11 protein-coding genes are annotated in these 24,941 nt (G+C 32.1%); 1 reads left to right on the forward strand and 10 read right to left on the reverse strand.

Going from position 1 to position 24,941, the window contains the following annotated elements; all coding sequences use genetic code 11:
* Position 1: 1 nt before the first annotated feature.
* The 10 genes from HV819_RS04030 to lacA form a co-directional block, all read right to left on the reverse strand.
* Positions 2-1,582: a sensor histidine kinase gene (locus tag HV819_RS04030; RefSeq protein WP_176269571.1), complete on the reverse strand. Its 1,581-nt coding sequence runs from the start codon at positions 1,580-1,582 to the stop codon at positions 2-4.
* A gap of 20 nt (positions 1,583-1,602) precedes the next feature.
* Positions 1,603-2,379 (reverse strand): HAD-IIB family hydrolase, encoded by a 777-nt coding sequence (locus HV819_RS04035; RefSeq protein ID WP_176269572.1) that lies wholly within the window; start codon positions 2,377-2,379, stop codon positions 1,603-1,605.
* Between the two features lie 247 nt (positions 2,380-2,626).
* The gene (locus HV819_RS04040) at positions 2,627-3,841 is read right to left on the reverse strand and encodes an MSCRAMM family protein (RefSeq protein WP_176269573.1); all 1,215 of its coding nucleotides are present in this window, start codon (positions 3,839-3,841) and stop codon (positions 2,627-2,629) included.
* Between the two features lie 21 nt (positions 3,842-3,862).
* Positions 3,863-5,977, reverse strand: coding sequence for a pilin N-terminal domain-containing protein (locus HV819_RS04045; RefSeq protein WP_176269574.1), 2,115 nt, complete (start codon positions 5,975-5,977; stop codon positions 3,863-3,865).
* Positions 5,978-6,125: 148 nt separating this feature from the next.
* Positions 6,126-19,988, reverse strand: a complete 13,863-nt coding sequence (locus HV819_RS04050; protein ID WP_176269575.1) for a SpaA isopeptide-forming pilin-related protein — start codon at positions 19,986-19,988, stop codon at positions 6,126-6,128.
* 606 nt (positions 19,989-20,594) lie between these two features.
* The gene (locus HV819_RS04055; protein WP_176269576.1) at positions 20,595-22,001 is read right to left on the reverse strand and encodes a PTS galactitol transporter subunit IIC; all 1,407 of its coding nucleotides are present in this window, start codon (positions 21,999-22,001) and stop codon (positions 20,595-20,597) included.
* A gap of 34 nt (positions 22,002-22,035) precedes the next feature.
* A complete protein-coding gene (locus HV819_RS04060; protein WP_154539697.1) occupies positions 22,036-22,341 on the reverse strand; it encodes a PTS sugar transporter subunit IIB in 306 nt (101 codons plus the stop codon).
* A gap of 11 nt (positions 22,342-22,352) precedes the next feature.
* The gene (locus HV819_RS04065; RefSeq protein WP_154539699.1) at positions 22,353-22,820 is read right to left on the reverse strand and encodes a PTS sugar transporter subunit IIA; all 468 of its coding nucleotides are present in this window, start codon (positions 22,818-22,820) and stop codon (positions 22,353-22,355) included.
* An 8-nt stretch (positions 22,821-22,828) separates the two neighbouring features.
* Positions 22,829-23,359, reverse strand: a complete 531-nt coding sequence (lacB, locus tag HV819_RS04070; protein ID WP_154539701.1) for a galactose-6-phosphate isomerase subunit LacB — start codon at positions 23,357-23,359, stop codon at positions 22,829-22,831.
* A gap of 28 nt (positions 23,360-23,387) precedes the next feature.
* Positions 23,388-23,840, reverse strand: coding sequence for a galactose-6-phosphate isomerase subunit LacA (lacA, locus tag HV819_RS04075; protein WP_154539703.1), 453 nt, complete (start codon positions 23,838-23,840; stop codon positions 23,388-23,390).
* Positions 23,841-24,659: 819 nt separating this feature from the next.
* On the opposite strand from lacA, the gene yajC reads away from it, so the two are divergent.
* The gene (gene yajC, locus HV819_RS04080) at positions 24,660-24,935 is read left to right on the forward strand and encodes a preprotein translocase subunit YajC (protein ID WP_176269577.1); all 276 of its coding nucleotides are present in this window, start codon (positions 24,660-24,662) and stop codon (positions 24,933-24,935) included.
* Positions 24,936-24,941 lie beyond the last annotated feature (6 nt).

Raw genomic sequence — 24,941 nt, forward strand, 5'->3', positions numbered from 1 at the left:
CTTACACCTTAAAGCTAATTCTTACCATTACAAAATCATTTTCTACAAATTCAAGACTTGCATCCTTATATAAGATTTTCAGTCTTTTTAAAGTATTTTCCAATCCATGATGTTTGTCAGATAAAAATGAATTTTCGCTTTTTCTTATGACATTTTCATTTATTCTATCAATTTCATCTTTAGACAAAGCCTTACCCGAATCAATAGTATCAATATAGACTTTATCATCTTTTTTATATATATTTATCCTTATTTTTATAGTATTATCATCTCTAAAGCCGTATTTAAAGCTATTTTCTAATAAAGGCTCTAGAAACAATTTACAAACCATGACCTTGTTTAAATCATCCTCAACATTGATTTTTAAATCCATCCTGTTTTTATATTTAATTTTTTGGATTGCTATATAAAGATTCAAATATTCCAAATCTTCTTCCAAATGCAAAAAACTCAAATTATTTATTGAATATCTCAAAAGTTTGCTCAAATTGCTAATAAGTCTTTGACACTCATCCCTATCTATATACATTTGATAAGAAATTATATCCAAAGTATTATATAGAAAATGAGGATTAAATTGACTTTCCATAGTTCTAAATTCAGAAGCTTTTTTCTCATATTTTAAACTGACATTATTGCCTTCAAGCTTTTTGACATTTTCAATCAAAACATTTATATTATCAGCTATATATTTTGTTTCATCATCACTATCAATAATAATTTTATCATTTTCTCCACTAGATACACCTCTTATAGCTTGGGTTAGGTTGTTAATGGATTTACTGATTTCAAAAGAAATTTTCTTGGTGAAAAATATTATAATAAGAATATAAACAAAAGATACCAAAGATAGGATAAAAAGCACTAAATAAAGCAAGTCTTTAGTAAAAAATTTTTTTTGCACATTATAAACCTTGAATTCTCCAAAATCTCCTTCTCTTTTTAGGTAGGAGTCCTTAAACCCATTTATACTATTATTTAAAGAGATATTGGATAGGTTTCCTCCCTTTGCCAAGACTCTGTTATAAGAGTTGCTTATGATAAAGTTTTTGGAATAATTATTTAATATATTTTCAACACTCGCACAAGATATATCAAGACAAATTGAACCATTTCCAAAATCCTTAATATAAATCAAACTCATATTTCCCTTATCATAATAGCTATAATATTTTTCCTTATCAAAAGATGAGAGCAAAATTTTTATATATTGGTCTTTTTCCTTAGTCAATAAATTATTAAAAGAAATTGAATTAGTCCTATTCAACTCTTTATCATAAGCATGGAAAGAAAAATCAAGACCTTCCTTATTTCTCAAACCATAAGCTTTCTCTATAAAATCACTATCTTTTTCATTAATAAAATCTAGGATATCATCTTTATTTTTATCAATAAATAAATCATTATCAGCAATTATTTCGTTGAATTTTTTACTTACAAAATCAAATTCTTTCTTATTATTTATCCTGTCAACCCTCATCAAAATAAAATAATAAATAAGAACAAAAACAATTGAAATCATCAAAAAACTAATAATAAAATATTTAACCAAATTTTTATATATTTTATGTTCAAATTTCATACAAACTCATAAAATCTCGCCTATATAATATTCTTATCCTTTAGATAATAAAAAATACCATCACAATCTACACTTTTACATATATCATAAGAAATATTTTTCAAATCGTCTGAACCATTCGCCATGGCTATTCCATTTACTTCTTCAAACATTTGAAGGTCATTGTTTCCATCTCCAAAGGCGAGAGCCTCCTCTTTTTTGATTTTATAATATTCTAAAATCTTTCTTACTCCAAGTCCCTTTCCCCCGTCTTTAGGAATAATGTCAACAGCCCTATCCCACCAAGCTGCAATCTTTGCACCCCTTGTTCCTAGAAGTGCCCTATCATATTCTTCCTTTCTTATGGACATATTTAGCTGATAAATCTTGGTTTTTTGAGCAAAGGATATTAAGTCATCTATAAAATCCGGCTTATGATTTGAAAATCCAAAATACATACTCAAAGCATCATCAAAATAATCTGCCACATATGATTTTTTTCCTGCCATAGCAAGGGGCTTATCCATAGCCTTTGCGTTTTCTATAAAATGTAGTACATCCTCATTTGTTAAAGGGTTTGAGAAAATTTCTTCTTTCTCATTAAAGCACAAAGACCCATTAAAGCTTAAAAACGAATCAAAATCAACCCCTTCAAAGACAGGAATTTGAACAGGAGCTCTTCCTGTAGCAATACAAATATGAATCCTCTTATCTTTTAATGCATTTAAGGCAATCTTTGTTTTTTCGCTTATACTATCCTTATCTAGGGAAATTAAGGTTCCGTCTATATCAAAAAATATTATCTTTATATCTGTCATTTATTCTCCTAATAGTTTCTCTTTTATTTATAATATAATGCCTGCTTGTTTTGGTAATCGTCCTATATTTAAAAATTCAAATTAAACAATTTCTTTGTTTTACTCACAATAAAATCATATAAGCCTTTTCTATATTATAACATTTTATTTTTAAACTAAAAGGGAGAAAGGGGCCCCTCATTTTCGTCCCCTTTATCCCTTAAAAAAAGACTGCTGCAAAGGTTGATTTGCAACAGTCATTATTTTTCTAATCTTTGGCCCTTACAGTTTTTATACCGTAGGCTATTAGGATTAGGCCTGTTATAAATATTATTAGTATTTTGACATCACCTGTTTTTACAAGGGAGCTTGTCTTTTTTCTTTGACGTGATCCTCCACCAGGTGTAGGTGGAACCTTTCCCTTGTAGTTTTCAACTTCTATTTTCATTTGGTGGGAGTTTTCTCCAATTTCAAAGTCTATTGGGTCTATTTTTAGAATGTAGTCCTTTGTTGGAGTTTTTGTTTCTATTAGCCTATAAGTTCCATATGGGAGTTGTTTGGTTTTGAAAATACCATCTTTACCACTTGTTAGTGTGTAGATTTTGCCATTTTCTTCGACATCTTCAAAGATTTTGTCTGTTTTGACTTGAACTTTAAAGACTGCCCCTTCTAATGGGTTTTTGGTATCTCCATCTATCTTTACAAAGGTGAAGATATTGGTTCGAGAATCTTTCTCATTTTCAAAATCGACTGTTTCTCCATCTTTTAGAAAGCTTGTTTCTTTCCCCTTATTTTTTTCATATCCATTAAGGGGACTTGTTTCTATGAATTTTGCTTCTTTTTCGAGGCCTTTGACTTTAATCTGTCCCTTATCGTTTGTGATAAGTTCTTCTATCTCGCCATCTTTATCATAGATGTAGCCATCATCTGTATTTTTAAACTTGAGTGTATTACCTTCTTTATCAACTAGCTTAAATCCTACACCCATAAGGGTGTCTTTGGTATCCTTGTCTATTTTTCTAAGGATTATATCATGAACTACAGTCTTTGGAATAATAGTAGCAGGGTTGATGGTTGTTTCATCTATACTTACAATAAAAGGTTTGAAAGTTTTTTCTTCTGTTTTAACTTGTCTAAACAGATAGGTTCCATAGGATAAGTTTTCTACCTTAATTAAATCTTTTCCATCTTTCTTATCACTGACTTTAACTGTTTTTTTCTCACCAAATTTTTTATTTAGGTCAGCTTCATCAACATTGGAAAAATTATTTACAAGCTCTTCAGCCTTTTTTTCATAGTCTTCACTATTATAGTCTATCAAGCTTTCATCATCAATCTTCCAATAATCAATAGCAGCTTCACTATTGTCTACTAAAATATTTAGGCTATTTCCGCTTTTAGCAAAAGCCAAAAGAGGAGTAACTAGGTATAGGACTAAGGCAAATACTAAGACTTGTCTTAGTTTTATATTAAGTTTTTTCATATTACTCCTCCATGTATAAACTTATGCTTCTTTTTTATTTGCTTGGATTTTGTATGCAGCAAGACCCATGATTGCGATACCTGCTACTACGAATATAAGTGAACCAATTCCACCAGTTTGTGGGATTGAAACTTTCTTATTCTCTATTTGCTTACCATAGCCAGCGTCTTTATTATCTTTGTTGTATTGAAGTTCTGAGTCTACTCCTGCGTATGAACCTTTTTCTACTGTGAATTCTGGTTTGTCATTTCTTGCAGCATAGCCTTTTGGAGCTGTTTTTTCTTCTAATTTATATTTTCCATAAGCTAGACCTTGGATTTCAAATCTACCTTGTCCATCAGATGTTACAACTACTACATTTTCATCAGCCTTTTCTCCCCAAGTATAAGCATTTGCGTTTTCTTTGAATGCCTTATTGTAGTCTTCTTGAGCTTTATCAATTGCAGCTTTTGCTGTTGTTCCTTTATCACCTTTTTGATCTTCAGCTGATAGATTATTATAGTCTGCTACTTTTTGATTTAATGTATCTTTTGCTGTTTTTACAGCTTCTGGACTAGTTTTAGCAGCTACTAAATATTTGCTTCCATCTTCATTTGTAATGTAGAATTCTGCTCCAGCAAGTCTTTCTTGTTGGTCACCTGATTTATTATTTGTCTTTACAAATTTCTTACCACCATTTACAACCTTTGGTTCTGTTGGGTTAAGTGGTTTTGGATTGTCAGATCTGTGGTTTACTACTGTTATAGTTCCATCTGCGCCTTTTTTGAATTCAGATTCTGAGCCTGATGTTGTTGCAATTTCTACAGCCTTATATTGTTTATCCTTTTTAAGACCCTTCCATGTGTAAGTCTTACCATAAACAGGTGGGTTTTTTGGATTTCCAGGAATACCATCTCGACTAGTAGAACCTATTGTTACTGTTCCTTCAAAGGTATAGTTATCAACTTTATCAAGGTCACTTTCTTTTACATCTTCGCCTGTATTTGCATCTACAAGTTTAAATGTTGCAGTTTCACCTTCTGCCCATTCTCCATCATCCCATGATTTATTTATTGTCAATTCACCATTTTCATTTGGTTTTGTTGGGTATGGTGTTGTTCCAAAGCCTGGTTTGTTACCATAATGGAACATGATGTCGTTGGCTTCTGGTATATCTACTACTGATTTAGAGTTTACAGTTGCAGTATATGTTAAGGTTACTTCTACAGCTTCTGTTTTTTCATTGACTTTTTTAAGGCCTGTTTCTGTAAGACTAGCTACGAAACCTTCATCTGTTTCTTCTAATTTATAATCTGTATTTTTTTCTAAATTATCTTGTCCAACTTTTATTAAAAGCGAACCTTTTTTGAAAGTTAAACCACTTGTCATCTTATCATCCCACTTAGCTGTTTTTAATTTTGAGTTAGCAGGGATTTTTGTTTTAACTTCATAAGGTACTTCTTTACCAATTTCTGCTGTTACTGTAGCTTTTTTCTTTTGGTAGTTTTCATAAACTGCACCAACTTTTGAGCCTGCTTCACCGTCTTCAACAACTTTTAAATCATTTTCTTTTGCAAAGTTTTTGTCGATTTCTGGCTTATTTTCTGTATTTTTTGGATAAACGTGAGCGTCGGCTACAATTCCATCTTCATTTACTAAAGGAAGAGTTAGAAGTGTAGGTACAGCTTTTGAGCCTGTAAGTACGCTTTGACCATCTTCGCCCTTGTATGTTGATTTTGTAAGGTCTTCTACTATTCTATATTTACCTTCAAAACCTGTTGTTGTAAATTTAAGACCATCTTCTGTTGTTAAACCTTCTTGTCCATTAACATCTTCCCATTGATCATTATTGTTTACATCAACTTGATCTTCTTGAATATCAGCTTTTAATTTTTGAAGTTTGAAGTAAACTCCAGAAATTTCTTTTGCTTCTGCATCAAAGAAAGTTCCAATATCTGGAATTTTATTACCATCATATCCTTTTTTGTTTACATCATGATTTTTTAATGCAGTTTCTGTCAAAAGAATTTTATGCACTGTTACTGTATTTGTTGTTGTTGCATTACTAGGTGCTGCATTAGCTTTTGCGAATGGTTGTACTACTATTCCAAGTACCATAGCAAGAGCTGTTAAAAATGACAAAATTTTGTGTTTCATATTTTTCTCCTTTTACCCTTTTTGTCAATTTACCTTGATAAATTTTTGGCTTTTGCCTTATCAATTTTTATAAGTTTAAAACTTATAGTTAGAAACATTCCTACTTTTATAATTAACTCAAAGGACCCTTTGAGGGTCTTTTGAGTAATTAACTTAATTTCTCTTTTTTCTTAGAGTAGCTTAGAACAGCTAGTATCATTAGAGCTAATCCAATGATTGTAAATCCTATCCAAACTCCTGGTCCACCAGTTGATGGATAGACTGCCTTTTTATTTTCTATTTGCTCTCTATTTTCATCAGAGTTTTCTAATTCTTTATCTTCTAGCCTGCCTTCTAGGTCTTCTTTATAGATTTTTCCATTTTGGACTTTGAACTTATAGGCTATAGGTTTAAGATTTGCATAACCTCTTGGAGCTTTGACTTCTTTTACTTGATAGTCCCCATCTGGGATTGATTTGAATTCAAATCTACCTTTATCGTCTGAAGTTGCTGTCCAAGCTTTATCATTCATGTTAGTTGGATCTACTTCTTTGCCTTCTTTTGTTATAGTTAGGTAAGTTTCTCCAATTTTCTTTTGAAGTACAAATTCTGCACCTTGAAGTTTAGTTTCTTTATTTGTAGAATCTACCTTCTCAAAGTAGATATCAGGATTTTTCTTATTTTCTAAGACAAGTGTCATATCATATTGGTTTCTTAATAGATACTTGTCATTTGCAAAGCCTGGATTGTGCTTATCTTGGCCTTGGCTAATTGAACTGTCATATGCCACGTACTTATCTATGCTTTCTGTGGTTTTAAATCCACTAGCTTCCAAGACTCCATAAGCAAGTCCTGCCCCAACTTTACCATCTTTATTGTATGGCATATCTACTATTACTAGGTATGTTCTTTGAGGATTTGTACTTGACTCTTCCGATGAAGATCCTTCAGGAGTATCTTCTTTACCTTTGTTTTCTTCTATAACTAGGTTTATTGTATTTTTATCATAGGCTAGTTTGAAGTTGGCATTTTTGTCTATAACTGTAGGAGCATCGAGCGTTGAAGTATTATTGACAGGAATTACCCTTACTTGGGTGTTAGAGTCATTTAGTTTTACTCCGCTGTCTGCTCTTATTCTTATGTCTTTTTCTGTGCCATTTAGTTTTACAAGGTTGTATTGCCTAAAGACTTTTTTGTCTTTGTTGATACCAACTATTTTGCTATCAAGATTAGCTGATGATTGACCTTGTAAGTTTGTAACTGTTGCATCTTTTATTTCTAAACTATCATCAAAGGAGTTGGTCCATAGGATTTTACCATCACGAGTTACTTCAATCTCCCAAGTTTTGTCTGTTTTATTGTAGCCATCTGGAGCTTTCATCTCTTTTAAGGTGTACTTGCCGTAGGCTAGGTCTTCAAATGTAACTTGACCCTTGCTATCACTTTTTAGTGTTCGGTCATCATAGCCTTCTACGTCTTTTCCTTCTAATAGGAATTGGGCTCCTTCAAGTGGATTTCCATCTTGATCTAGCTTTTTAAGTTTAAGGTCTGCTCTCTTGTAGTTTGCAATAATTTGCTTATTGTCTAAGATATCTATGAAGTGACCATCTTTGTCAACCTTGAATGATGATACTCTTTTTTCTGGAAGTTTGTATCCATGTGGAGCCTTAGTCTCCCATACTTCATAGCTACCTTCAGCTAGACCTTTCCATGAGAATTTACCATAGACATCTGATTTTCTTTCTGAGCCCTCAACTTTTACGCCATCTTTTCTTAGTTCAAACTCAGCCCCTTCAAGTACTCCTAGTACATCTAGGTCTGGCCTATGGCTAGTTTCACCAGTCGGATTATCTGTATTAGCATTTGAGATGACCCCACCATCAATCTTGGTGTATTCTATTACGTTTTTGTAGTTTACGAAGTTAAACTCAAGCTTACCTTCTCCACTTGCTCCTGGCACATAGAATTTAGACCATGAATGAGCCTCCCCAGTATAGTCAGTGTAATGTGTCCATCTAGGACATGATGTTGTCTTTCTACCATATGCATCAAGGCAATAGTATTCTCTATGGCTATAGTTTACGCTTGATAGCAATGATGTAGCCTTAGATGAATCACTTAGCTTACCCTTTATTTCTAATACATAGGTTGAATCTTCATCACCTCTAGCATTGAAGTATTCTTCTGGGAAAGTTAACAGTTTAGTTTCATTTGGATTGTAACCAAGAAGTCGGTTCCATTGGTCATAAACAGGTACATAGTGCGTAGTGAATCCATCACCTATAAATCTTAGGTCGCTTCTATTATCAAAGTCTACTGCATTAGATTGTGGTAGGTATCCATTTCGCCAGTTTTGAGCAAAGCCCCTGCCAGTTTTCTTATAAATCCTAACAGATAGACTATTTGCATCTATAGGTTGGTTAGTAGTAAATGTTAAATTCTTGTTATAAAGAGATTTGTTCCATAAGTTGTAATAGACAACAGCTGTAAAGGTCTTTTCCTTTGGATCTACTCTTAGATTGTACATCCATGCATCAGTTGTTGGATTCGCATAGCTTCTAGTCCCTTGACCATCAAGCATTACACTATAATCTACCCTTATATTGTCAGTAAAGATTTGATCTGCTTTTGCATATCTTGGTTTTCCAATTGTTACTCTTATTGGAAAATCTTGTGTGTGATCTATCTTTATCCTATCTGGATATAGTTGAATAAACATCTGCATATCTTCTGGTTTATAGTTTTCGACAAAGTTTGTAAAGGTATAGGTTATAGATTTTCTATCATCATTGATTTTTGCCTTGGCAATTTTTCCTGATGGACTCATCATATCTAGGAAGGATGAATCTGTCTTTCCTACTCCATCGTTGTCTTTAACTATTCCATCTAGGTCAACATTATCTGAGAAATTGACGGTAAAGGTATCTCCAGGTTTTACCATTTCACCTTCTCTTAATTTGAATCTAAACTGAGCGAAGATTGCCTCTCCTTCATTAGGATATACAACTTGTTCGCTTTCGCTCTTGCCACCTACTGACTTGACAGAAGCTTGCTTTCCATCAAAGATTAACCTATCAGATACATCTTCAGGATTTGTTGGATTGTCTGGGACAGTCCAACTTTGATCTCCTATGAGTACTGGTTTTTTCTGTTTATCAAGCATATAACCATCTAGGGTTGATGTTTCCATTAACCAATAAAAGCCATTAGGTAGGTCTGTAAATTCTGCCTTACCTTCAGAGTTTGTTGTTTGTACAAATGAAGTACCATCTATGGATGTTAGGGTGAATTTTACTCCTTGAAGTTTTTTACCTTCTTCATTGGTTTTGTTTATGCTAAACTTACCCTTTCCTGGTTTGTAGTTTACTATCTTAGTTAGACGAGTTTTATTTTCATCACTTATTTTCTGATAACCATGTTGGGTTAATATTTCTATATCATCGTCTATTACTCTAAATTCTTTTACTGAACCTTGTGGTTTCATATAGCCATCTGGAACTTTTGTTTCCATTATCCTATAATAACCATCTTTTAGATTTTCAAGCTTAAATTTACCATCTATATTGGATTTTAACTTATAATCATCAAGTCTATTGTAACTTGTTTCATATACTTTTTCTCCATTCTTTATGATATATCTTTTGCCTGTTTCTTTTTCTGTCATTATCAAGTCTAGATTTCTTGTAACTGGATAATAATCCTTAGCTGAATCATCTTGTCTTTCCAAGACAAATTCTACATTTGCTAATGGCTTATCTGTTTGTTTATCAACTTTAGTAAACTCTATGCCTATTTTTTTGTTTACAATCTTTAATGGTCCATTTACCTCTACACCTCTTAAAGGAGTAAGAGGTGGAAGTGTTGAAATAACGTCCCCTGTTTCATCGATTGGTCTATTTTGCTTATCAACTAAGATTGAGCCGTCTTGATTTAGCACTGCCACAAGCATTGCTGTAAAGGAGCCATTTTCTCTTGTAAATTTTATCTTATATTTTTTCAAAGTTTTTTGATATCCATCTGGTGCCATAAGTTCTTCTAGGATATATGTTCCTTCGGATATATCATCTACTTCAAACTTATAAATGTTAAGATTTGGATCTTCAGCCAAGTTTACTTCTTTTGTATAAGTTTTAGCATTTTTATTTGTATTATCATCAGCGGGCGATAATTTTAATTTTAAATATCCCGTTTTAATATTATCATAATTATTTGGTCTTGGTCTACCATTTAGTGATATTTTTGAAAAAACAAAATAATCTTTTTCAAAGTTTCTTATCCAAAAATCACTGTCCTTATCTTTTCTGAGGCTAGGTTTTCCTATTCTAGGGATATTTGCCAAAATATAATCAAAATCAGCGAAGTTTCCTACTATTTCATACTGTCCATTATCATTTAACTTAAGCTCATAGAAGGTTTTTTGTAAGTGGTTATTTCCATCTTCCTTAATTTGGATAACAATATATCTATCCATTTTTTTGTATCCAGTTGGTGGACTTGTTTCTGCTAGGGTGTAGACACCCTTTGATAGGTCTGTTATTTCAAAAGCACCATCCGATGATACCACTTCATATGGGGCAGCTATTGCCTGACCAGATTTGGCCTTATCTAGGTCATCTGGGTCATTGGAGTTTTTATAAAGGGTAAACTTTGTTTCTGATTTGATTGGGTTTTCCGCTTTATCGCTAACCTTTTTCCATTTAAGATCTGTTGTATTCTTATGGTTTATAAGTTTATTTCCATAAGGGCTAAGACTTAAGTTGTCGGACTTATCGAAGTTATTTTGTTTGTATTTTTCATCATAGGCTTGATCATATTTTTCATAATATGATTTCTCTCTTGTCTTGTTATATATAACTTCAAGACCATTTTCGCCTTTTTTAACTTCTATTATCCACCTATATTGGCTACTATTGCTTGAATAACCTTCTGGAATTATTATTTCTTCTAGTTCGTAGATACCTTCTGTTAGGTCGTAGAAATTTACAGAACCATCAGTTTGGGAACGAGCTTTATTATAGTAGGCTGTGGTTGCTCCACTTGTAGCATCAACCCATGTTCCTTCTTGGTATTTTCCATTATAGACTCCCTTAAACTTTCCATTTTCATCATATAGATAGCCTATTGTTTTATCTTCTGAAGCTAAATCCCCATCATGGATTTTATCTCTTACTTTCTTTAGGCTAAAGACTGCATCCTTCAGTGGTGTGTCATCTTCTTTCAGCTTAGTGAAGTTAAAATTGGTTTTCTCATAGTTTATTATTTGGTAATCTGACTCATCTTTTTTGTCAGTGACCTCTCTTATGGAAAGGTCATTTTTATTTTCTGAGACTATCTCAAGTTCTCCTGTACTTTTATCTTTAACCCTTATAGTAAAAAACCATGGGTTAGGTTTTTGGAACCTGTCTAGGATTCTAGTTTCTTCTAGTTTGTAGCGTCCTGGTCCAAGATTATCGAAGTTAAATCTTGAGTTATCGTAGGAGTAGATAGTTTTTTCATATCCTCCTTCGATTTTTTCACCTTTTTCATCAACTTCACTTAGTTTAAAGTCTGCTGCCCTAACTTCTTCTCCCTTGTTATCCAATTTTTGGAATTTAAGGTCAATATAGGACTTGGCATTTGTTATTGCAGACAAGTTACCATTTTGATCGGTCTTATAAGGGTATGAATCTGCCTTAACTACTTGTTTCCACTTACCTTGTTCATTTTCTGTGAAAGTTATAGTAATATAACCATCATTTTTCTTATAGCCTTCTGCAGGGGCTATCTCTTCTAGGATATAGGTTCCTTCTGGGATATCATTAAATTCAACTCCTAGAATCTTATCAGATATTGCCTCTTCTTTATAGATTGGGTCACCTTTCTTGTGTATTACAGCTTCATTTTCTATAATATCTTCTTCATAGGTGTCCTCTACTGGCTTATTACCGAAAAAGCTTGTTTGGACTGTGCCATCCTTATTTGTTTTTACCTTAATTAGTCTAAATTTTGCACCAGAGATGGCATTATAGTTAAGATCTACTTTTTTAAAGTTTAGTTTAGTTTTATTCTTGTAGTTAGTTACTTGAACATCATGGATCTTCTTATATGGAGCATCTGGTCTTGCAGGGTATGATCTTCCATCATCTGCTACTATCTTGGCATATTTGTTAAATACTGGATCATCTACTCCCAGCCCCTTAATGGTTGTTCCTATGAGTTTTTGCTTTTCTTCATCACTGATAGCCTTATTGAAATCATCAGATTCAGAGAATGTATGGCTAAAACCAAAGTCTATGTTCATGTAGTCAGCATCTCTTGGGCTTTTGTCTTTATTAACATAAACCTTAAAGTACCACTTCATAGGATTGCCATCTTTATCTTTTGGAATTTTGTAAGAAGCATCTGGAGTTTTTATTTCTTCTAGTTCGTAGATTCCTGGAGTTAACTCTCTAAAGTAGTTATCTCCCGGCTCACCTGTTGCTTCTGATACAGCGTCAAATTCTTCATTATAGTATTTTGGATATGTGTAATTACCTGTTGGCTTTCCATCTATATACTCAGGTGCCTTTTCTCCATTTATTATCTTACGTGCCTTAAATTGTGAGCCTGTTAATGTTGCTTTGTTTGAATTTACCTTAGAAACTCTTAGAGGAATCCTAAATCCACTCTCATCATTATTAAAGATTTCTGTAAGATTACCATTTGCTATTTCTATAGTTACTTGATTTGTATTAGGATCGACTTTCTTAAAGTCAACTGGATAAACTGATATAGTTTCAGTTGCCCATTCATTTGCATTTTTTTCATCTCTAGTATAGACAACTCGATATTGCCTACTAGGGTCAAGATTAGCAAAATCAAGGCTTCCTTGATATGGGGCATCTTTAGCATCTGCCACATCTGTCCAAGAAAGACCATCTCCTACTTGAAGTTTAATACTTCCTGCTTTACCACTTGGTTGTGTCTTATCTTCTTCTCCATTTATTTGATTTGAGTAGGTAAAGTCTACTTTAAGATTTATATCTCCTTGTGGAGTAGGAGGATTTACTTTCTCATTTCTTCTTATGATAAGATTATTTGTATCAAGATTTTCAAAATCGCTTGAATTCTTTTTGTCTGGTATCCATTTGAGAATATCATGAATCAAGTAATCTTGGTTAACTGAAGCATCATCATCTAATCTTAGCTTATAATTTATTACATACTCTTCACCTTCATTTGCTGTATTATTAGGGCTTGGTATATCAAATCTATAGATTCCATCTGCTGTGTTGGCTGATACCTTGCTTAATGGTTCTTCTTGTCCATTAGATTCTTTGTTAAAGCTATTAGATATCAAACTAACATGAGGATCTGGTCTAATTTGTAATTGTCCATTTTTAAGAAGTGATTCATCTATGCTTGTGCTAGGACCTTTTTTTACAAAGTTGTCTTCTACTAACAAGCTATCAAAGAAGTCTTTTTGTACATATGGGGCAATATTTTTTACCCATTGATTACCTATCCAATAGTTAGTTGCCTTGAAGTCAAAATGATCTATACCACTTATAGCCTTATCTGCCATATAATCCCTATATCCAGTATATGCTCCTGTATTGTCAGGATTTGTTAGGGTATCAACATGGCTTACCCAGCTTTCATAGCCTTTAAATGCTGATGTTATCTCAGATTGCCTATACTTATTGTATCCACCTTCCGAGAATCTATTAGAAATATTTCCATTATGGCTTGGAAGATTTATTACAAATTTTTCATCATAGCTAGCATCATTTGACATAATACTATTAACCCAAGAATTAAAGTCTTTTTTCCTAGTTACCATTAGCATATATGATGAATCATCGGTTATTGTATTTCTTTGGCTTACCCCAAAGGCTGTTAGGTAATCTCTTATCTTGGTATCTTCTGTTACAATATTGTTCGCTCTTATTAGCTTCATCGGATAATCTTCTTTTCCTAGATAATCATAGTCTGCAAGATTTACCTTATCAAGAAGCATCTTGTTTTGATTAGAGACACCTGAATATTGGATAAAAGATATATCTACTTGTGAGCCATACTTTTGTGCTGTATCTCTTAAGTCTGTTATAAACTTATTTATATTACCATCCAAACTTGTAGGACTAGATATAAAACCTGAATTTGAAGGGTCCTTGTCCCTATCAACCAACATTACTACATGGATTTTCTTTGGCCTTGTTTTATCTTCTATAGTTGTTCTAATCTTAGGTATTATAGTAAGTTTAATATCTCTTGTTCCCTCATCAGTATTTACAGCACTAGCATCTACATCGATATTTGCATTTTTTGTATCTACAGAATAAAATTTAGAGTCTAAATTAGCTGAACTTACTGCACTTGGGCTTTCGATATTTGAAAGATCTAGACCTGTATTTTCTAGTCTAGGACTATTTAATACCATTCTTGAAAGTTCAGGTGTTAGATTTATTTTTTGTCTTGATTTTAGAACTGTACCATCATCTCTTACTAGGATATACCAAGGGTTAGGATCTCTTTCATAACCAGCTGGTCCTCTATACTCTTCTAGAACATATTTTCCAGGTTTTAATTGGTCGAAAATTATTATACCTTGATTTTTTGGAAGCTCTTTAGGATCTTTTCCTATTTGCTCGTTTGGATTGTCTGGATTTGGCTTTGTTATAGCTTCTCCCGGACTTACCTTTTGTATATATTCTTCAGCAAAACCTTGGGCGTTTTTCTTTATCTCGAAATCATCAGTTGCAGTGTAGAGTCTGAAGTATGCTCTTCTCAAACCAACCTTGCCCTTGTATGGAGCAATTGCATCTCCTGTTTTCTTTATATACAATTCTCCGAGTTTAGCTTCTTTTTTATAATCTATAACTCCTTCAAAGATTGCATGTTCACCATATTTGGTATTGTTGTTAGGATCTCTTACTATAACTTTCATTTGACCTTCATCGGCTATGGCTTCTGCTTCAACCTTTAGTAGGATATCATTAGCTTTTTTATAACCTTTAGGAGGATTATTTTCCCTAAGTACGTAGTAGCCACCGAATTCTAGGTCATGAATTTCAAATTGATAGTCATATTTTTCTTCTTTAAATACCCTATCTTCTGAATTTGTCTTAAAGATATTTTGTATTATAGGCTTTTCATTTATTTTATCACCTATGATTGTTCCATAATAATCAGACTTGTATAGGTCAAAGCTTACAGGCTGACCAATTTCATCTACAAGTTTTTCATTTGCCAAGATAGGATTATAAACACCATCACTTGATGCCAAATACTTAGCAAAGTTTATATCAATTTTTCTGATATCATTTCCTATTTGATAAGCCTTTGTACTTCCACTATTCTCATCGGACCTTATAATATCATCTAAGCTTACTTCTTCTAGTTCTTCTACATCCTTATCAAGGTCTTTTTCTGTTGGGATTTTGTAGAGTTTGCTTTCAAGATTTCCTTTACTATTTTCTTTTACTACAAGTTTCCAACCGAAGAAATCTACTTTTGAATATCCCTTTGGTGCTTGAAGTTCTTCTAGTAGGTATTCGCCTTCTGAAAGATTGTCAAATACGAAATATCCACCATTTTTAGCTTGTTGACCATCTATCAAAGCAGCTGGCGGGTTAGTTTTTTCTGTATTATCAGAATAAACTTCCTTGAGGTAGAACTCATTATCTATTGTTCTTAGAGAATAGAGCCTAAATTTAGCATTGGATAGGCCTAGATGTTCATGACTTGGGTCAGCTAGGACATCCTCTCTAACTTTCCTAAATTTTATACTTGTTTTCTTAGTTTCATTTATTATTTCGTTTTGATTTGTCTTGACATTGTATATGTTTTTGTCTACAAAGCTTACTTCTACCTTTTTCTTACCTGCTGAATCTGTTGTCTCTTTAGCTTCTAAGATTAGCTTAGGGGCTTTTTCATAGCCTTTTGGAACGGATGTTTCTTCTAATATATAGAAGCCCTTTGGCATTTGCTCGAATTTGAAATCACCATAAGAACCTGTTGATTTTTGTTGGTAGAGTAGACTTCCATCAGTTTTAGTATCAAAGTCTGTTTGGTTTGCCTGTGCCTCGCTTAGATTTGTAGCTTTAAGTTTTGTAAGAGTAAATTCTGCTCCATCAAGCTTGGTATGCTTGTTTTTCTTGGTGAATTCTACCTTACCGAGGTTATCTTGGATATTGGTTACCTTTATTTTAAGCTTATCATTGTCAAGTTCTACAAGCTTTCTACCATCGGCAGATGTTGGTACCTCGCTTAGGTTTACTTCTGTCTTATAGCCATCATTTACATGAATACTAGGTAGGTTTTTGTAAAGGTATGGTCCATCGTCTGGGTTAATTTCTTTTCTTTCTACTACTATCCTAAAAGGCTTAATGGCTTCATAACCTTCTGGTGCAAGCTCTGATACCCTGTAGGCGCCTGGTTTTAGGTAAATTTTACCAGAGTCTTGATCATTTGTTTTGTATTTTTCTACCTCACCTGTATATATATTGGTAAAGATGAAAGTTGCTCCAGAAAGTCTGGTCTTGCCGTCTTCTTTGAACTTATCAATTTCTATTGGCTCTACTACATGAGCTGATATTAGCTCTTGGTATTTACCAGGATCAGTATGGGAATAAAATATTAGTTTAACTGATTTTGCCTTATCCTCTGACCAGTCACTATTGTTACCATATGATGCCTCAACTAGCTTTATAATATCATCAGCATATTCGATTTGAAGATCCCTTACTGGAGGATAGTTTCCTATCCTTGTTTCATTGTCCTTTAGCATCCTAAATTTATTGCCATATTGGTCATATGTCATACGGCTTTGATCAGAGCCTTCAAATTGCTTTTCTTTTTTCGAAGTTCCAGGTATATTTGAACCACCTAGGGTGTAATCGACCTTCCAAGAATCCGAATTGTAAGTTGATGAGTTAGAGAAGTAATCTCTATTTATATCAACCCCATCTGTATAGTGGTGAATTACCCTTTGAAGCATAGAGTTTTCCACTTGCCTATGCATGATTTCACCTGTTTTTGATGTGTAGTTTTTCTTAACTTGTTCACTATAAAAGAAGATTCTTTTCATTAAGTCTTCCATGGCTTGACCTTGGCTTTTAGAACCGTCCCTATTATATTGTCCATATGCTTGTAATTTTGGAACAAGTCTGTAACCAGATATATTGGAAGTACCTTTGACATTTTCATTAAGTCTTGATATTAGGAAATCTCCTGATGGATTTTCATTCTTATCTAAGAAGATTTCTTTTTTACCCTTGATAGTTGGATCATCTGTACCACTATTAAAACATAGACCCATATCAAAGTTTCTATTAATCCTCATTATAGTATAAGGATATTCCATATAGGCTATAAAGCCATTCATAAGCTCATCTTGGCTTATCTTTTCAGTATATAGATCAATATATCCACCTCTGTCGAGAACTGATGATGGATCAAAGATGTCATTTTTCTTTTCTTTGATAGTTGTCCTCATGTTGTAGGTATCATTTCTTGAGCCTGTTTGATTTTCGTAAGTATAGGAGACAATAGTACCTGGGTAGTATCTTCCATTATCAAGAAGAACATCCCTTACTCTAGTAGTTCTTCTATATCCTCCATCTACAAGTGGCACAAAGTATACTTTTGTTTTGTTTAAATCTTGCTTATCTCCAGTTCCATTTATGAGAAAATCTGGTGTTTCAAGACCTGTGTCTTCATCTTCTCCCAGTCTAATAAGGTCTTGAGCACTCCAGTCAACTCTATTGTCAGTAACTCTATTTGCTACTATGGTTCTTGTAGAATCATAGAAGAAATTTTCGTTGGTGAATTTATCTTGATAAACATTGTTTGCAACTATGTTTGTTTCTATAAGGTTAAATGGTACATTAGCATATGTTTGGGCTTGTTCAAGTCCCTCTATCCACTTAAAAATTGTTGGGATTTTCCTAAACTCTTCAAGTTTTTTATCAACCATAGCCTTAATATAGTTGGTGTCTGGGTTTATCCTAAGTCCCATAGAATAGGCTGGGTGGATTTGATTAGAATCTATAGGAGCTATAACTCTTATGTATAGTTTTTCTCCTAACTCAGATTTATTTATGGAAGTATTATCCATAAGAAGTTCTGCTTCTTTATCTGATGTTGTATAGCCACTAGTGTAGTCATTTATAGGGCTGGTAGATAATTTGTATTTGAAATTTCTAAGTCCTTGTGCAGCTGAGGAGAATAGGCTTATGTTAAGCTTACTAAAGTCGAGATTTTCTCCTTTTGTGCCTGCTAAAGGACTAGTGTCTACTTCTATATCCCATAAGACATTTAAGTCGTTTTGGTCGATAAACATAGATGAAGTTCGATTTCCATTTGAGTCTATGATGCTTTGCTTGGATGTCCAAGAAAGTTTGTATGGGTAGACTGTTTCATCGCCTGTTTGCTCATTTATAATATAACTTGTATTTCCTATTACTGGAGATGAGTCGGTTAAATTAACCGTCTTTGTAAGTAGGTCTTGCTCTGGGTTATTTTTTGGAGCAAGGGAGATATTTACATCTATGCTATCACTATTTCCAATATTATCTGTATCAAAGGCTAGGCTTTGATTTATATCTAGATTTATATTAGATTTTATAGACCTAACAAAGGTGTATCTAATATAGTGATTGTCTCCATCTTCTACATAAGATGGAGTAGCTACTACCTTGCCAGAATTATCTTTTAATTGCTTTAGCGAATATGTGCCATCTGCTTTTAGATAAGGACCTATTTTTAGGTCAAAATACCAACCAGTAGGTATAGGCCAAGTAGATGTTGCCATAACTTGTAGGCTAGTATTTACTTGAAACTCCTTATCAGAAAAACTATTAGATACCCTTAAATTATTTGGTCTAAAGTTTTCTTCCTGATCTTTTTTTACTAAGTCCTTTATTGCCTTATCATTGGCAGACATGAGTTTTTCTTCTTCATCTGGTGTAAGGATATATTTTTCTCCAAGCTCATGGAGAAGGTCTTGAATTTCTTTGATACCGTTTTTAGGATTAGCTAGAGCATCTTTTAATTCTTTATCTGCCTTGTCAAAGTTTGAAGGCTCTTCTTGTTTCTTTTCTTCCGATTTTTCTTCTTGGTCTTTGTTTTCTTTTTCAGTATTAGCTTCTTGTTCAGACTTTTTATCTTCTTCAGTCTTCTCTTCTGTTTTTTCTTCAGACTTTTTATCTTCTTCTGTTTTTTCCTTTTCAGTCTTTTCTTCAGCTTTCTTATCCTCTTCAGTCTTTTCCTCTTCAGTCTTTTTTTCTTCCTCTGCTTTGGACTTTTCTTCCTTGTATTGCTTAAGAAGGCTAAAGTCGCTTTCTAGGGAGTCTGTATCATATTTTTTTACCTTATCATCTGTTAAAACTGCAAGTAGGTCTCCCTTATTTTTAATCTTTAGATTTCCCTCACTATCCTCTTCATATAAGTTAAAGTTAGGATCAGGTGATATGTATTTATAGAAATCTAAATTGAAAAATAGCTTATCTTTTTCTTCTGCAAATCTTGTATATCCCTTGTTTTCAAAATCAAAGTCATCTAAAACTTTTAAGTCTATATAGGAATAGTTTTTGCCATATTTCTTATCAGGCTCTCTACCTTCTTTCATATCAAGGTAGGTTTTTTCATCAACTATCCTAAATCCCTCATCTTCTTCTATTATTGATATATCTAGGTCAAGGCCTTGGTCATTGAGGTCCTTTTTTACCCTATCATATTCTTTGCTTGCTTCTTCAATAGTAGAAAAATGTCCTTTTTCATACAGGCTTATATCATCCCTGTTTACAAGTCTGAAAGTGCGGGTTTTATCTGATATACCAACCGCTATTGAAAATTTATTCTCATCTTCTTCTCTTTTAGCAAGATCGTTTAATTTATGGGAATTTGTAATAGAAAGATTGGTATCAGAATCTGGCTTTAAATCTTCTATTGTTTTTATGGTATTTGGGTCTAGCTGCTCAGCCTTTGATGGAAAGGCTGGAATCATAACTTGAAGAACCATAAATAGTGCCATCAAAAACGACATTACTTTTCTCAGTGCTTTTTTCATATGCTCTCCTATTTCTATGTGGATATACAAGTTTATTTTGGCTATCTTTGCACTATCTAAACTAAACCTAAATTTTACTGACCAAGTCGGTTCAACTTTTTAATAAGCTCGAAGCTTATATGGGCTTTAAGTTAGTTTATTGTTTTTCAGCATTTTAATTCATTTTACTTAAGCTTATGTAGTTTATTTATAAAACTAACATATTTTAAAAAAACCGATAAAATTCACAAATATTTTATTAATATTTACAAGTTTATTTAATTATAACCCTAAAAATATTTTAAGTCAACAAAATTCTCACATATTTAAGTTCCCAAAATTATTTAAAATTTTTTGGCGATATCCTTTTCATCTGTCTTAGTTTACAGCAATTTTCAATTAATTATTATTGTAGCTGTCCATACAATAATATTATATATTTAACATTGATAGGTTTTCTGCTTTAAAGACTTTTTGGAAAGTAGACTATTATCATATAGAAATACATTTTTCAAAATATTTAGCAATAAAAAAGTAGATGAAGTTTCCAAATATCATCTACTTTTCTATAATCTAAGCATTCATTCTAGAGTAATTTATCATAATTATTATTTATAATTTTATATTCTAATTATTATTCTTTTTGTATTCTTCATTTCTTAATTGCATTTGTTTCTTATACCACAAGAATAGTAGTAAATAAACTGCTATAACTGCTAGAGCTATAAGAATCATTTTCCCACCTTGTCCATTAGCAAGTCCAACAAAGTAAGCTACAAATTTTTCTATAGGTCCTTCAAGTGTTGAGTGTGTTATTAGTGCTGTACTTGGCAATCCTTCTGGGAAGGCATGAACTGATTTGGCTGCTTCTGTTACATATGGTGCAATTAATGTGCCTGACCATAAAAATATTGGCAACATGAACACACCTATGATAATCATTCTAATAATTTTACCTCTTGTAACTACTAAAAGTGATGGTGTAAGTCCCATAGCTATGATTCCACCTAATGGTAGAACTTTATTTCCAGGTAAAATTAAAGCCATAAGTAACATAATAGGAGCAAGAATATTTGCTGCTGCCCACATTTCTGATCTTCCTGCAACGAATGGCCAGTCAAGTCCTATGTTAAGTTTACGTCCACCAAGTTTATTGTTAGTAAAATCTGCTATTCCTTGTGATAGGGGTTCTACTGATTCTATAAACCATTGACCTATAACTGAAAATAGCTCCAAACATGTAGCTGCTGTAAATGCAAGACCAAATGTATCAATTATTGGCATTCCAGCTAGTATACCTATAAATAGTCCTAGATAAATTCCTATTGCAAATTTTGAACCCCAGAAGCCAATCTTTGAGTTAAGTTTTGCAGCATCAAAGTCGTATTTATCTAAAAATGGAAATAATTTATCAATTATTTTATCAAATACCATAACAATAGGATTCATCATGTAGTTCATGTGGGTTGTTGTCATTGGATTGTCTTCTGGAGCATCTAATAAGTCATTAAATGTTGGTTTCATAAGATCTGAATTTATAATCTTTAGTACACCTATAAATATTACTAAGATTGTAGCAACTATTAAATTTGCTCCCATATATATTGCGAATAGACCTGTAATAGCTAAGTGCCAAATATCAAATATATCTACATCTAATGTATTTGTCTTTTTTAAAAATAGCATTACTAAGTTTACAATAATCATTACCAATAAAAAGTATAGGGTATATGGTGAACCCCACGTAATTGTAGCAAGTGGTGCCCAACCTACATCTGTAATACTTAACTCTACTCCTGTTCTTTCAACAAATTGTTGTAGAGCTTGTGAGAAATTAGTAGTCAATATTCCCATTATTGCTCCAATAGCTGTAATCGCTATCGCAAGTTTAATACCACCTTCTAAAGCCCTCGAAAATTTTACTCCTACCAATACAGATATTAATGTTAATACTATCATCATTAATACTGCCGGAGTCATAAAGTCCATAAAATTACCAAACAAGACATTGGCAAAATCAATTATAGCTTTCATCTTTTTCTCCTTAAATCATTTTTGAATTGTGATTTTATTTTAAATTGTTTTCTTTGATTATTTTTTCAACTTGATCATAAACTGGTTTAGCCATAGCTGGCATTCTATAAAGAATAGGACCGGCATCAACTGTAGGAGTTTTTACATCAAAACCTAAATCTGTTTTTGAAATTCTTGCAAAAATATCATATTTGCTTAGCATATCCTCAGTGATATCCTTTACCATTACTGCATCACATTTTAAAGCATAACCTCTATTTTTCATTTCTGTTTCCATTGCGTTTTTAATTTGATGGCTAGAGTTAACTCCAGCTCCACAAGCTGCTAACATTTTAATCATAATTTTTCCTCCTAAAATTTTTCCTTAATAAAATTATAAATATAATCAACGTCGTTCGATTCAAACATTTTCCCAATATCTTCAGTTTTTGTAACAAAATCCATTATCTGAGATAATATGTTAGTTTGTTCTCCACCACTTTTATTCAAAATCATAAAGGCAAAGTCGACCAAAATCTCTTTATCTGGCTCAATCATATTATTAAATTTAAGACTATTTTTCAATTTAATAGGTATGATTTTTGTTACATTTACTGTAGATGGCTCTGTATGTGGAATGGCAATGTTTGAAAGATTAGGATTAACAACAGACATATCCATACCTGTTGGATAATTCTTCTCTCTTTCTAAAATCATTTCGTAAAAGTTTTCTTTTACAAATGATTTTTCTAGAAGCTTTTGATAAATATAATAAAACAAATCTTCCTTATTTTTTGCATCAGATACATATATACAATCTTTATCAAATAGTTCAGTCATTTTAATACCTAGTCGTGATAATAACCTTTCTTCCATTTTTCGATATATTCATCAAAAAACTCATCATTGTTTACTTGGTTTTCTTTATCTTTATCATATTTATCTTCAAGAGCCATTAATTTATCTATTAATTTTTTGTTTTCTTCTGTTTCTTTGTATTTTGAATTTATAAATGAATCAACAATTTCTAAAGCTAAATCTTTGCCGACTATCATTCCACCGAAGGCAATTACATTGGCATTTAATTCTTCTCTTGCGTATTGGGCTGTTATACAGTCCCTAACCAAGGCACAACGTGCACCAAATGTTTTATTTACTGCTGTTGATATCCCAACACCTGTTCCACATAAAACTACTCCAAGATCACATTTGCCACTTACTACAAGTTCTGCAACTTTTTTCCCATAAATTGGATAATGTGTTCTTGTATTATCGTAAGTTCCAACATCGACTACCTCATGTCCTAGACTTTTTAAATGGTCTGAAACTTGCATTTTTAAACTTGTGACAATATGGTCACAACCTAAAGCTATTTTCATTATTTCTCCTTGAATTATATAGTTAGTATTATAGCATCTTGTTAAGCATGTCTATCCTAATTTGATGACGTCCACCATCATATCCATGGCTTAAAAAACTCTTTAAACAACTTTTTGCAAGAGCTTCACCTACAACTTCTTGTCCTAGGACTAATATTCTTGCACCATTGTGTCTTTTTGTCATAAGTGCTGATCTTTCATCAGATACTTCAGCAGCTACTATGCCTTTGAATTTAGAGCATGCCATATAAGAGCCGGCACCATAGTTATCGATCACAACTCCTACTGAGCTATCATCTGTTTTTTCTTTTAGTTGACTATTTTCTTCTAAAAGCTTTTCGCATACAACAGATGAACTATCTACGAAGTCAAAACCATCTTTTGATAAATCCTCATATTCATATCCCATTTTTTCAATCTCATTTTTAAGGATATCTTTTAATCTTTTACCATTGGTGTCCGATGATATATATATCTTCATGACGAAATCCTCCTTTTTCTTTTTTGTTTATTTTTGTTTACTAATGTTCTTTATATAAAGAATATACCATTCTCAAACAAATGTCAACACCAAATTTGAAAAAGTTTTCAATTATTTATGAAATTTATATAAACTAAGTTATTATAATCTGATTAAATAGGGCTTTTTGGCTAAAATACCCTAATTAAAGAAGGATAAAAAAATCTAGGATAAAAATAAAATTACCGGCAAGCACTGACTATGACAGGAGTTTATAGCTTTTTATAAGAATATTAAAATTTACAGTCTTTTCATTTTCAAAAAAACATTTCCCTAACTTGTATTTTAATGAAAGAGCTAAGATAATTTTAAAAATTATATATTATAAGAGGAGATAAAAATATAATATAATAATTTTTTTGTATTTTAATATATTTTTTTAAAATTTATTATTAAAGAAGCTTAAAGACTTGTTTTGTATCGTTTTCATATGTTTTTTATTTATTTTATTTTATAATTTAGGCGATATTCTTTCTATATATATTTATAATTTTTGTATCTTTTTAATATTTTTCTCTAATTATTATCTGAGCAAAATTTATAAATTTAACAATCAATTTTTTTATAAAACTTTGACAAAGTAATATAATTATATTATAATAATGGTAATTACCAGGTTAGTATTTGCATCTATTTATCTTTTACTTTTATATGTTTTAATATACAAATTTAAAAGATAAAGGCTTAGAGTTTTTGTTTTTTATTTTTTTCATTAGGGAAAATGTTTTAACAAATGCTTTTTTAGCAAATATTAAAATTCATTTAATGAAAGGAGGTTTAATGTTAGCTGATATTGCAGTCACATCCTTGGTATTACTGGCATTTATTAGTATTTTTATATTAATAAGTCAAATAATAAGCCACAAGAATTTAAATAAGAAAAAGAAATATTTTGAAGACTTACACAAGAATTTAAAACCTGGCAAAAAAATCATGTTAACTGATGGTATATATGGAGAAGTTATTTCTTTGAAAGAAGACTATGTTATTGTCAGTATTGCCAAGGATATAGAAATCAAGGTTAGTCGTTACTCAATTAGTGAAATTTTAAATTAAAGAGGG

This window comes from Anaerococcus faecalis, from assembly GCF_013371425.1.
Lineage (GTDB): Bacteria > Bacillota > Clostridia > Tissierellales > Peptoniphilaceae > Anaerococcus > Anaerococcus porci.